Genomic DNA, 12,472 nt, shown 5'->3' with positions numbered 1-12,472 from the left:
GGAACAGGCCGGGCTTGTAATCTCCACTGAACATGATTATCTTGAGATCCACAGAAGCATGGTATTCACTTGTTGTGAGGGCATGGGATGGCAATTGAAATACTCGTCATTTTCTTGTTGATTCTGCTGAATGGCGTCTTTGCGATGTCGGAGACCGCGCTGGTTTCGGCGCGCAAGCTGCGCCTGGAGCAGTGGGCGGAGGAGGGCAACGAACGCGCGTCCGCGGCGCTGGAGCTGGCCAACGACCCCAATCGTTTTCTCTCCACGGTGCAGGTGGGCATTACGTTGATCGGGACAATTGCCGGCGTCTTCGGCGGCGCCACCCTCGCCAACGAACTGCAGCAGGCGCTGGCCGCGATGCCCTGGCTGCAGCACCACAGCGAATCCGCGGCCCTAGCCCTGGTCGTGTTGGGGATCACGCTGGCCTCGCTCATTCTTGGCGAGCTGGTGCCCAAACGCGTGGCGCTGCATTCGCCCGAGCGCATCGCCGCGGCCATGGCCTACACGATGCGGCGCTTGTCGGTGATCGCCTCCCCGGCGGTCCGCCTGCTGAGCTTCTCGACCGATGCGGTGTTGCGGCTGTTTCGCATCAAACCCTCCACGGAACCGCCGGTGACGGAAGAAGAGGTGCTGGCGATGATCGATCAGGGCGCGGAAGCCGGCGTGTTCGAAGAAGCCGAGCACCACATTCTCGACCGCGTCTTTCGCCTGGGCGACCGCCGCGTCAGCACGCTGATGACTTCCCGCAGCGATATCGTGTGGCTCGATCCGGATGATTCCATCGAAGAAATGCGCAACCGCATCGTGAGCAGCGGTTTCTCCCGCTTCCCCATTTGCCAGGGCAATTTGGACAATCTGCTCGGCGTGGTGCGGGTGAAGGATTTGATGGCCAGCGTGCTGAGCGGCCAACCGCCCGATCTGCGCACCGTCATGCGCAAACCGCTGTTCGTGCACGAAAAAATGCGCGTCCTGCGCGTGCTCGAGCTGTTCCGCACCTCCCGCACCCACCTGGCGATCGCCATCGATGAATACGGCGAGATTCAGGGATTGCTCACTTTGAATGACATTCTCGAAGCGATCGTCGGCGACGTGCCCAATCTCGGCATGGCGGCGCAACCCCAGGTGGTGCAGCGTGAAGACGGCTCCTGGCTGGTGGACGGCTTCATCCCCATCGATGAATTCAAACAGCTTTTCGAATTGTCGGATCTGCCCGGCGAGGAGCGCGGGGATTACGAGACCCTGGGCGGGTTCATCATGGTGCACATGGAGCGCATTCCCAACCCCGGCGAGTATTTCGAATGGGAGGGCCTGCGCTTCGAAGTGATCGATATGGACGGTAACCGCGTTGACAAGGTCCTGATCAAGGCCCTGCCGCTGGCGCCGGCCGAGCCCAAGCGTGCTTGATCCCGGCCGTGAACGCGCAATTCTGGTGAACTACTACTCAACAGAAATCAGACGAGGAGAACCGCATGAGATGGCGAGGTAAGAAAATGAGTTGGGGCTTGGCGTTGGCGGCCGCGATGGTTGCCCTGGCCGGATGCGCCGCGCTGCAGGAAATGCAAGATGCGCTCTTGAACGTGAAACGGCTGCAATTCAAACTCGATGGCGTCGTGCCCGGCACGCTGGCGGGTGTGAGTCTGGCTAAGATCAACGATCCTGCTTCCCTGAGCTTGCAGGACGGCATCAAACTGACTTCCGCCTTCGCCCAGAAAGCGCTGCCCCTGGCTTTCACGTTGAACGTCGCCGCCAAGAATCCCAACGACGGCAGCGGCGGCAGCCCGCAGAAGGCCGCGGTGCTCAGCGCCCTGGCCTGGACTTTGAAAATCGATGAGAAGGAAACGATCAATGGCGACATCAGCAGCCCGATTGAAATCCCTGGCACCGGCCAGGCCACGGTGATTCCACTGCAGATGTCACTGGATCTCTATCAGTTTTTCGGGGAGCGCGGCTACAAAGACATACTGAACCTGGCCTTCACCATTGCTGGTAAAGAGGGGAGCACAGCACGCATCACGCTGGCGGCGACGCCCACGGTCACTGTCGCTGGCCTGCCGCTCAAGTATCCCGGCGCCATCAACATCGTTGACAAAGAATTCACCAATCCGTGACTTCAGGGAATGCCATGGCAAAACTATGGTTGTTGCTCGCGGCTGTTTTTGGTTTTCTCAGCGTCGCGTTGGGAGCCTTTGGCGCCCACGCGCTGAAAGCGACGCTGGATGCGTACGGCCGGGGCATCTATGAAAAGGCGGTGCAGTATCAAATGTTTCACACCGCGGCTCTGTTGCTGGTCGGTTTGCTGCAAGGCCAGCATCCCACGCTTTCGTTGCAGCCCGCGGGCTGGGGCTTCGTGCTCGGCATGCTGCTGTTCTCCGGCAGCTTGTACTTGTTGGCAGTGACCGGCGCGCGATGGCTGGGCGCGGTCACGCCGCTCGGCGGATTGGCGTTCTTGTTCGGCTGGCTGTGGCTGGCGTATGCGGTGTGGAAAAATCAGTGAGCCGCGGGAGGGGCGGCACTTTCGAGTACATGCGCGCTGCTGGCCGGCGGACTGGCGCGGGCCGGGCGGCACGGAGCAGGCAGCTTGACTTTTCAGAAAATCCTCTGTAGGTTGCGCGTGTCAAGCGCACTGCAGATTTGCATCGCCGGAAGGAGAGTTCATGATTCCACTCAAAGATGACAATCCCCGCACGGCCTTCCCGCTCGTCAATACTCTGTTGATCATCGCCAATGTTCTCGTGTTCATCCACCAGTTCACGTTGTCGCAGGTTGACGGCCAGGCTTTCATCGACACCTACGGCGCCATCCCTCGAATCATCATGCAGGGCGAGAAGATGGAAGGCCTGCTCACCTCCATGTTTCTGCACGGCGGCTTCTTTCATCTGTTCGGCAACCTGCTCTACTTGTTCATTTTCGGCGACAACATCGAGAACCTGCTCGGCTCGCTGCGTTACCTGTTTTTCTATGTGCTCTGCGGCGCGGGCGCGGCCCTGGCGCACATTTTGACCCAGCCCGATTCCGCCATTCCCATGGTCGGCGCCAGCGGCGCGATTTCCGGCGTGCTGGGGGCCTATGCCGTCAGCTTTCCGCGCGCGCGGGTGCTGGTGCTGCTGCCGATCATTTTCATTGCCACCTTTCGCGTGCCCGCGTTTTTGGTGCTGGGGCAATGGTTCGTGCTGCAGATCTTTGCCGGCCTTTCCACTATCGGCGGCGCTGCGGAAGGCGGCGGCGTGGCATGGTTCGCCCACATCGGCGGTTTTATCATCGGCATCATCCTGCTGCGCCTTTTCAAACCCCAAAAGCGGAATTCGGATATCGAAGTCTTCTATCGCTGAATTGCGGCTGCTGCTGCCGGCGGGAGTGGCGCGCGGCGCGACGTATTCGACAAGGTTGCAGCCCGGGCAGTGAGAACAGCATGAGGCAAGGAATGGTGGCCATGACATTCGCGCTATGGGAAAAGGCCCTGCTGGCGGTTTTGATTCTGGTGGCAGTGGCTCTGTTTGTCAGGGATTTCTCCCGCAAGCTCAACCAGATTCGCGCCGGTGTCTCCGACCGGGTGCGCACCGACCGTCCCGGCAGCCGGCTCTGGCGCACGCTCAAGGAAGTCTTCTTCCACACGCGCGTCATCGGACCGCGGCCGGTGGTCGGCGTCATGCACCTCGCGGTGTTTCTCGGCTTCGTCATTTTTGGCGCCGAGACGGCCGATCACTTTCTCAAAGGCTTCGGCCTGCCGTTTCTCCAAGTCATTCTCGGTGAGCAGGTCGCGACCTTCAAGACCCTGGTCGCGGTGATGGCGGTGCTGGTCACCGCCGGCATTACCGGGCTGGCCTTCCGCCGGTTTGTGCTGGTGAAGATTTCGCCGGATCCGCGCTCGTGGAGCTCGGGCCTGGTTGCCCTGTTGATCGTGATTTTGATGCTCACCTACCTCAACAGCTTTCAAGCGGAGCCGGTGCTGGCCAAGGCGAATTGGTGGGCGCACACGCTGACCATCCTGATCTTTCCGCTGCTCATCCTGCGTTCCAAACACCTGCATCTGATTCTATCGCCCTTCGACATTTTCTTTCGCACGCACCACCTGGGCGACTATCTGCCGCTCAATCTCGACATGGACAAGCTCGCCGAAACCGATGAAGTCAAGCTCGGGCTGGAGACGGTCGCGGACGTGCCGTGGAAGATGCGGCTGGATTTTCTCACCTGCGTGGAATGCAAGCGCTGCACCGAACAATGCCCGGCCTGGAACAGCGGCCAGGAGCTGAATCCGCGCGGCTTCATTCTCGCCGGCCGGCGCGCGCTGGCGCTGGCGCCGGATTCGCCGGTCATCGGCAGCATCATCACTGAAACCGAACTGGGGCAATGCACCAGTTGCGGCGCCTGCGAGAACATCTGTCCGGTCGGCATCGAGCATCTGCAGTTGTTGCTCGGCGCCAAGCGCGCGCAGGCACTCGCGCTCGGCACCGGCATGGTGGCCACCGAGTTTCTCGAAAAAGTGGAGCAGTACGGCAACCCGCTGGCGGCGCGCAAAGAAGTGCGCGCCCATCTGCTGCGCGAGCTGGATCTGCCGATCTATGAAAAAGGAAAAACCGAATACCTGCTCTGGCTCGGTTGCGTTTGGTCCTACAACACCGACATGCGCGCGAGCGTGGCGGCGATGGCGAAAATCCTGAAGCAGGCGCAAGTCAGCTTCGGCGTGCTGGCGGAGGAATCCTGCAGCGGCCATCACTCGCGCCGGCAGGGCGAGGAGATGCAGTTTCAAACGCTGGCGCGCGAAAACATCGAGGCCTGCGAGCAAAACGGCGTGCAAAAAATGATCTCGCCCTGCCCGCATTGCCTGCACACGTTTCGGCGCGAGTATCCGACGCTCAAACCGGATTTCAGCGTGGCGACGGTGCATCACTCCGAGTTTATCACCGGCTTGCTGGCTGCCGGCAAGTTGAAGATGCGGCAGCCCACCGCCAACGGCAAGACGCTGACCTATCACGATCCCTGTTATCTCGGACGCTATGAAAAAGTCTACGCTGCGCCGCGCACCGTCATTGCACAAGCCGGATTCCAACTCGCCGAACTGCCGCGCCACGGCGAGCGCTCGCTGTGCTGCGGCGGCGGCAACGCCGGTTTTGCCCGCGAGCAAAAAGTGGTCAAGCGCGTCGATCAAACGCGCAAGGAAGAAATCGCTGCCTCGGGCGCGAAGATTCTCGTCACCGCTTGCCCGGAATGCAAAATGATGCTCAACGCGGCGGTGGAAGAGACGAAGGATTTGGCGGAATTGGTGGCGGAAAACTTGTAGCGCCGTGCCAATGAGCCAAAGGCAATTGGCTTGCGTTGCAGGATTTTGACGGGATTCACGGGGTTGGAAGAAAAGGCATTGCACTCAGCGGGGCCGAATCCCGGTTTTTTTAGAGGCAATGCCGCTTGCTGTGCGTGATTTCTTAGGTGGGATTTTCACTGCCCGGTTTGGGTGTAGAAGATGAGGACATTCCCCGCAATTGCACAACCGTCGCGCCCCAGCCGCCGCCGCTCTCATCTGCCAGTTGAAATGAGATAACTTCCGGAAGTCTTCTCAAAATCGCATGCACGGTTTCGCGCAGCGCGCCCATGCCTTTGCCGTGGATGAGGCGCACTTGCAGAATCCCGTTTTCCCGGCAGGCAGCAAGATAGTCGGACACGAGGTTCTTCACCTCGGCCGGACGGAAGGTGTGCAAATCAAGCACGCCGTCGATCGGCATTTCAACCGGGTCTGCTTCTTTCATCTTCCAGCTTGTTGCTCAGTTTTGAAATTGGAGATTCCCGCCCCGCTGCTTGCTTTGGCGTTTGTGAATTCCACTACGTACGGCCTTGCGCATGCGGGCGGCCGCCGGCCTGCACAAAACGGCGGTTTTGGAAATTAAAGAGTGGCCGTCCGAAAACGCTGATTTTTGAAAAATGTTCTTGCAACGGCCTGCCGTTGCATCGAATGCCTTGGCGCTTCCAAGACATTCGAGGTTTCAGAAACCTCGGCACAGCCGAGGTTGAACATTTTCAGACGGACACAAAAGAGGCAGCCGGCATTGCTGCGAAGGGACTCGCGCCTTCGCCGCTGCCAGCGAAGGCGCGAGGGCCCGGCCCCATCAGAAGCAAAGCTCAGAAGCGAAAGATGGCGCCCACTTGAATGGTGAACAGATCCGTTTTGGAGCGCCTGACATCATAAACAATCCTGCCGTTCTCCTGCCGAATCGAACCTTCGTTGAGATATTCCGCCTCGCCGCCGGCCAGGTAGCGCAGCCGCAAGTCGATCAACACTTCCTTGGTGCGGCCGAGTTTGGTGGACTCGTGCACGCGCAGCATCACGCCGCCGCCGCCGCCGTAGCTTAGGGCGGCATCATCCTGGTTGGTGGTGCTGGCCACTTCGGCATTGAGAAAACCGCGATTTTGAATCGTCGTGCGCGTGAACAAATAATTCAAACCGAAAGCGCCCTCGGCATAAGGCCGCAGCGTGCCGACATTCGATTGCAGCCGCAGCAGCGCATGTGCGGTCAAAATGTTGTTGGTGGTGTTGACATCAACGATGACATCGGGAATGGTTGAGCTGAAGGGCACCGTGCGGGTGTTGTCGCCATAGATCATGTAGCCCACTTCCACGCCCACAAAGTAGGGATTGGCTTGCGGCGCATAGCCGATGTGGCCGGAAAGGCCAAAGCCCGGGTTGTCGACATTATCGGCAAAATCGCCCTGGGGAATGCCAACCATGAAGTGCAGCCCGGCTTGGCCGTTTTGCGCGCGCGCCGCGACCGGTAACGAGAGTGCGATGATGCCGGCGCCCAGCAGGGCAGCGGCAATCCAGCCAACAGGATGTTTCATTCAGTTACTCCTTTTCCGGAAAACATGTACCTCTCAAACACAGGCAGGGTCAGCCGGCATTGGCTTGCGCGGCTTTCTTCAGTTTCTCATTGGCCATGATGGCGATTTCCACGCGGCGGTTGGCGGCCCGGCCCACCTCGGTGGAATTGTCGGCGATGGGCTGATCCTTGCCATAGCCCATGATGGTAAAGCGCGACGGATCGACGCTGAGCGAGGCGAGATAGTTGGACACTGACTGGGCGCGCAGCCGTGACAATTCGAGATTGTACTCCGCCGAGCCGGTGGCGTCGGTGTGGCCTTCCAGCAAAATCACCGTGTCCGGATACTTCTGCAAAATAGCGGCGAGCTTCGCGATGTTCTCTTTGCTCACCGGCTTGAGTTCGGCTTTGTTGACATCGAACAGGATGCCGGAATCGAAAGTGATGCGGATGCCCTCGCCCACGCGCTCGACGCGGGCGCCGGCAATGTCCTGCTTGATTTCCGCGGCCTGTTTGTCCATATAGTTGCCGATATAGACGCCGGCCGCGCCGCCGATGGCCGCGCCCAAGATCGCGCCCAACACGGTGTTGCCGGCCGCCTTGCCGATCGCGCCACCCACCACCGCACCGCCGGCGGCACCGGCAGTGCCATACTGCGCCTTCTTGCTCCAACCACAGCCAATTCCACTCACGAGCATGGCGGTGCTCAACAACAACACGAGAGTCTTCTTCATGGCAGTTTGTACTCCTTCCATCATGATCATTACGGATTGCGAAATTTAAGGGCTCGAGACAGCCGGCCGCATGCTGCGCCCGGCAATCTAGCATGATTTCGTTGAATGTCAAGCTTCGTGTGGCGGCTCAGTGGCGGTAGCGCTGCTTGATGCCCGGAATCAAGTATTCGCTGAAGGCGCGCTCTTCATCATAATCGGGGGCCCAGCCCCAATCGCGGCGCGCGGCGGAATCGTCCACGTCTTCCGGCCAGGAATCGACGATGGCCTGGCGCTTGTCATCCGGGAGAAAATCGATCTGCGCGTTCTTGAACTCGCGCAGCACGCGCGCGCGGATCTCGCCGGCGCTCGGATTGAAGCTGGCGATGTTGTAAACCGTATGCGTCAGCTTCGGCCGCGGCGCCGCCTCCAGCCGCAGCAGCGCCGCGATGGCATCCGGCATGGCCATGAAGGGAATGCGGACGTCTTCACGCACGAAACAGGCGTAGCGCTTGTTCTGCGCCGCGGCATGCAGCATCTCGGGCGCGTAGTCGCTGGTGCCGCCGCTGGGCACGGTGATCGCGCTGATCAAGCCGGGGAAGCGCAGCGCGCGAAAGTCGATGCCGCCGCTGAGCGTGTCCGCGGCAAGCTGGCGGTAGTGGTGGGCATAGTAGCGGCCGAGATGCTCGCAGTAAAGCTTGTTGCAGCCGTACATCGTGGTTGGAAAAGTCCACTCGCCCTCTTTCACTTTGCCGGCCGATTTTTTGGCGGCGAGACTGGGCAGGCCATAGGCCGCGATCGAACTCGGAAACATGAACTTGACCACCTGGCCGTGCCAGCGGGATTGTTCGATCGCCAGCTTGAGCAAATTGAGCGTGCCCTCGACGTTGACGCGATGCGCTGCTTCCGGGGTGAATTCCGCCCGCGTGGAAAGCAGCGCGGCGAGATGATAGACGCAATGAATCTCGAACTCACTTTGCATGCGCTCCAGCAGCCGCGCCTCGAGAATGTCGCCGGTGATGCTGGCGCTGCACAGCCGTTGCAGGCTTTCATCCAGCGGATGCACATCGAGCGCGATGAGATGATGCGTGCCGATTTCGGCCAGGCGCACGAGCAAGCCGTGGCCCATCTCGCCGTTGGCGCCGGTCACCAAAATACCGGGTTTGCGAATGTGTTTGGTCATAAAGCCATCCCATGAAGAAATTGAGAGAAAAGAAACTCGGGTGATTGCCGCTTGCTTCCGTGCCGCAGTTGGTTGCCGGCCGCAAAATAGCCATTAAATCCGAAGAAATCAAATGCCGCGGCACAGCCTCGCGGCCGGCCTTTTGCTTGTAAAATCTCATGCCGCAGCTTATATTGCCGGCCACTGCCGCCGCTTCACCTTTCACCCCTCACTTCAGACACGGAAGGATCAGAACTTATGAAACCAGGATTCGCGCTGCCCGCGATGGGCCTGCTGCTGTTGTTCGCGCCGCCCATTTCTGCCCAATACCAATTGGAAGTTGCCTTTCCCAATTTGAACTTCAGCCGGCCGGTCGATCTGCAACACGCCGGCGACGGCAGCAACCGGCTGTTCGTGATCGAGCAAACCGGCGTGATTCGCGTTTTCCCCAACACCACCAGTGTGGCCGCCGCCGATACTTTCCTCGACATTCGCGGCCGGGTCAACGACAGCGGCAACGAGGAAGGTTTGCTCGGCCTCGCCTTTCACCCGAGCTACGCGGCCAACGGTTACTTCTACGTGAATTACACCGCCGCGAATCCGCGCCGCACGGTGATCGCGCGCTACCGCGTGAGTGCCAACAATCCCGACCGCGCCGAGGCCGCCAGTGAATTCATCCTGCTCACCATCAATCAGCCCTATGAAAATCACAACGGCGGACAGCTCGCCTTCGGGCCACAGGATGGTTACCTCTACATCGGCATGGGCGACGGCGGCTCGGGCGGTGACCCACAGAACAACGGCCAGGATCGCCGCACGCTGCTGGGCGACATGCTGCGCATCGACGTCGACAATCCTTCCGCCGGCCGCAATTACGGCATTCCCGCGGACAATCCCTTGGTGGGCAACTCCAGCGGCTATCGCGAGGAGATTTTCGCCTGGGGCTTCCGCAACCCCTGGCGCTTCAGCTTCGATGCCGAGACCGGCTGGCTCTGGCTGGCTGACGTGGGACAAAACAGCCGCGAAGAGATCGACATTGTGGAAAAAGGCAAGAACTACGGCTGGCGCATCATGGAAGGCAAGAATTGCTATGACCCGCCTTCAGGCTGCAATCAAAGCGGGCTGGCGTTGCCGATTTGGGATTATGGCCGCAGCAGCGGCGCTTCGGTGACCGGCGGCTATGTCTATCGCGGCACGCGCGTCGCGCCGCTCGCCGGGGCCTATGTCTATGGCGATTTCGTCTCCGGCCGCATTTGGGCGCTGCGCTATGACGGGGTGAATCCCCCCGACAACTCGCTGTTGATCGACACCAATCTCAGCATTGCGGCGTTTGGCCTGGATCAGAACAAGGAATTGTACATCTGCGCGTTTGACGGCCGCCTCTACCGCTTCAAGGCCATTCCTGGCACCAACATCGCGGAAGCGCCGTTGCCCGCTGCAACGCGGCTGGCGCAGAATTACCCCAACCCCTTCAATCCCGCCACTCTCATTCGCTATGCGCTGGCGCAACCGGGGAGGGTGGTGTTGGACATCTACAATCTCAAGGGCGAGCGGATCAAACGGCTGGTGCAGGCGCAACAAGAGGCAGGCGAGCATGCCGTCGAATGGAATGGCCTGAATGAGACGGGCCAGCGCCAGGCCAGCGGGATTTACTTCTATCGGCTGCAAATCGGCGAAGGCTACGTCGAAACGCGGCGCATGACTTTCTTGAAATAGCCTGGCAACGTGCGTCCGTTTTTAGAACCCAGCGTAGATCCGAATCTTTTGGCGCTTGAAAACCTGCAGAGAGTGCTGGGGGACTGAGACCGCTCATGCTTCAGAACTTGCGCGGGATACGAAAAAGGGGCAGGGGGCAAAGGGCAGTCAATGTCGTTTCGGGGTAATCCTTCGTCAATCAGGTGCTGTGCCAAGTAGTCATTCACCGAAAACGAAAAACTGCCCGAGCGCTGCGGGGCCGGACGCCCGGGCGGTTTATAAATTTCTGGACGGACACGAATCACTTGCCGCGCATCATTGCCAGCAGGCGCTTGAGTTGCTGCCGGTCCTGCTGAATGAATTGCGAAAACTGGCCGGCGCCGGCCAGCGCTTCACCGCCGTCGATCGTCACCACTTCGCCGGTAATGAAATCCACGCCCTCCGCCACCAGAAACACCGCCAAATTCGCCAATTCCTGATGCTCGCCGAATCTGCCGGCGGGAATGCGCTGCCGCGCCTTGTCTTCGATTTCCTTGGTGGGCAACAGCCGCTGCCACGCACCCGCCGTGGGAAACGGGCCAGGCGCGATGGCATTCAAGCGAATGCCGTACGCCGCCCACTCCACGGCGAGCGAGCGCGTCATCGCCAACACGCCGGCCTTGGCGCAGGCCGAGGGCACGACAAACGCCGAGCCGTTCCAGGCATACGTGGTGACGATGTTGAGAATGCTGCCGCGGCGTTGCGCGGCGATCCATTTTTTCCCCAACACCTGCGTGCAATTGAACGTGCCGTAAAGCACGATCTTCAACACGGCATCGAAGCCGCCCGGGGAAAGGTCTTCGGTGGCGGCGAGAAAATTGCCGGCGGCATTGTTCACCAGAATGTCCGGCAAGCCGTGTTGGGCAGTGAGCGCCTCGATGGCCGCGGCGACGCCGTCATAGTCCCGCACGTCGCAAACGAAGGTGATGGCTTCCCGGCCATTGCCGGCTTTTTGGATTTCCTGGCTGGCCTTTGCGAGCCGGTCGGCGTTGCGGCCACAAATCGCGATCGTCGCGCCCAGTTCCGCGCAGCGTTTGGCCATGGTCAGGCCCAGACCTGAACCGCCGCCGGTGATCAGGGCAAATTTGTTCTGCAACAGATTGGGATGGAACATGAGGTTTCCTCTCGAGTGAAAAAGCAATAGGCGTTGCGGTGACGCAGGGCTGTGGCAGACGGCGCAACATAGCCAACTTTCGCCGGAAAGTCAACGCCGCCCCAATCGCGGAGTTTTGAGAAAATGTTCCTGCAACGGCTTGGCCGTTGCATTGAAGGCCCCGGCGTTTCACAATGGAAAACTCACCCCGCAACGCATCAATCTGCGACTCAAAGAAAATCGCCAATGGATGGAAACAACCCAACCGACGGAATAAAATTGTATCGGTTGGGTTGCTTCCAGCGGACTCTTGAAAAGACGTTCCTGCAACGGCTTGGCCGTTGCATTGAAGGCCCCAGCGTTTCACAATAGAAAACTCACCCCGCAACGCATCAATCTGCGACTCAAAGAAAATCGCCAATGGATAGAAACAACCCAACCCATGGAATAGAATTGTATCGGTTGGGTTGCTTCCAGCGGACTCTTGAGAAGACGTTCCTGCAACGGCTTGGCCGTTGCATTAAAGGCCCCAGCGTTTCACAATGCGCGAAGTTTTGGAACCCTCGCCTCAGCCGGGGTGGGGGCATTTTCGGACGGACACTAAATCTCCCCGCTCGCGAAGCATCGCCCCGCCGCCGAGAATCCCATTGCTTTTCTCTCAGAAATGATTAGAGTAGTTGCGTCACGAACGACCGGCTTCGAACTGATCGGCGGTTCTTGCCGGCCATCCGATCTTGCGCGAGGGAATGAACACCATGATCCTGCCACTTTGAGTAGCGCAGCCGCATCACCTGATTTTCGGCAGCGCTGCAAGCTCCCCATTCCGTCCTCGCTGGCATATGCTTTGCCCTTAATCCCGCTTAACTTATGCCGCCGCAGTTACAATCTCGGCAGTTTGATAATTGATTACAAATGCGTTACTTCAGTCCGGCTGTATCATGCGTGAACACCGGAAGTGTCTCACCAA

At 59.7% G+C, this 12,472-nt stretch carries 11 protein-coding genes; 6 read left to right on the top strand and 5 right to left on the bottom strand.

From position 1 onward, the window contains the following. Positions 1-87 precede the first annotated feature (87 nt). The 5 genes from L6R21_02260 to L6R21_02240 all read left to right on the top strand — a co-directional run bounded on the left by L6R21_02260 (position 88) and on the right by L6R21_02240 (position 5,278). On the top strand, positions 88-1,404 hold the full coding sequence (locus L6R21_02260; protein ID MCK6557996.1) for a hemolysin family protein: 1,317 nt from the start codon (positions 88-90) through the stop codon (positions 1,402-1,404). Positions 1,405-1,469: 65 nt separating this feature from the next. Then, positions 1,470-2,108 (top strand): hypothetical protein, encoded by a 639-nt coding sequence (locus tag L6R21_02255; GenBank protein MCK6557995.1) that lies wholly within the window; start codon positions 1,470-1,472, stop codon positions 2,106-2,108. A gap of 14 nt (positions 2,109-2,122) precedes the next feature. After that, positions 2,123-2,494: a DUF423 domain-containing protein gene (locus tag L6R21_02250; protein MCK6557994.1), complete on the top strand. Its 372-nt coding sequence runs from the start codon at positions 2,123-2,125 to the stop codon at positions 2,492-2,494. A gap of 160 nt (positions 2,495-2,654) precedes the next feature. Then, complete coding sequence (locus L6R21_02245; protein MCK6557993.1) at positions 2,655-3,329, top strand: rhomboid family intramembrane serine protease; 675 nt, start codon at positions 2,655-2,657, stop codon at positions 3,327-3,329. A 101-nt stretch (positions 3,330-3,430) separates the two neighbouring features. After that, positions 3,431-5,278 (top strand): (Fe-S)-binding protein, encoded by a 1,848-nt coding sequence (locus L6R21_02240; GenBank protein ID MCK6557992.1) that lies wholly within the window; start codon positions 3,431-3,433, stop codon positions 5,276-5,278. Positions 5,279-5,420: 142 nt separating this feature from the next. Here L6R21_02240 and L6R21_02235 read toward each other — a convergent pair whose 3' ends face one another. The 4 genes from L6R21_02235 to L6R21_02220 all read right to left on the bottom strand — a co-directional run bounded on the left by L6R21_02235 (position 5,421) and on the right by L6R21_02220 (position 8,699). Beyond that, a complete protein-coding gene (locus L6R21_02235; protein MCK6557991.1) occupies positions 5,421-5,741 on the bottom strand; it encodes a Smr/MutS family protein in 321 nt (106 codons plus the stop codon). Positions 5,742-6,111: 370 nt separating this feature from the next. Beyond that, a complete protein-coding gene (locus L6R21_02230) occupies positions 6,112-6,828 on the bottom strand; it encodes a porin family protein (GenBank protein ID MCK6557990.1) in 717 nt (238 codons plus the stop codon). Between the two features lie 49 nt (positions 6,829-6,877). Beyond that, on the bottom strand, positions 6,878-7,540 hold the full coding sequence (locus L6R21_02225; protein ID MCK6557989.1) for an OmpA family protein: 663 nt from the start codon (positions 7,538-7,540) through the stop codon (positions 6,878-6,880). A gap of 127 nt (positions 7,541-7,667) precedes the next feature. Then, a complete protein-coding gene (locus L6R21_02220) occupies positions 7,668-8,699 on the bottom strand; it encodes an NAD-dependent epimerase/dehydratase family protein (GenBank protein MCK6557988.1) in 1,032 nt (343 codons plus the stop codon). Between the two features lie 237 nt (positions 8,700-8,936). On the opposite strand from L6R21_02220, the gene L6R21_02215 reads away from it, so the two are divergent. After that, on the top strand, positions 8,937-10,394 hold the full coding sequence (locus L6R21_02215) for a PQQ-dependent sugar dehydrogenase (protein MCK6557987.1): 1,458 nt from the start codon (positions 8,937-8,939) through the stop codon (positions 10,392-10,394). A 280-nt stretch (positions 10,395-10,674) separates the two neighbouring features. Here the strand turns inward: L6R21_02215 and L6R21_02210 are convergent, their stop codons facing one another. After that, positions 10,675-11,526 carry an SDR family oxidoreductase gene (locus L6R21_02210; protein MCK6557986.1) on the bottom strand — a complete coding sequence of 284 codons (852 nt, stop codon included), beginning with the start codon at positions 11,524-11,526 and terminating at the stop codon, positions 10,675-10,677. Positions 11,527-12,472 lie beyond the last annotated feature (946 nt).

This window comes from bacterium, from assembly GCA_023150945.1.
Taxonomy (GTDB): Bacteria; Zhuqueibacterota; Zhuqueibacteria; order Zhuqueibacterales; family Zhuqueibacteraceae; genus Coneutiohabitans.
The sequence above is the reverse complement of the archived record's forward strand: the minus strand, read 5'-3'. Positions and strand labels throughout refer to the sequence as shown.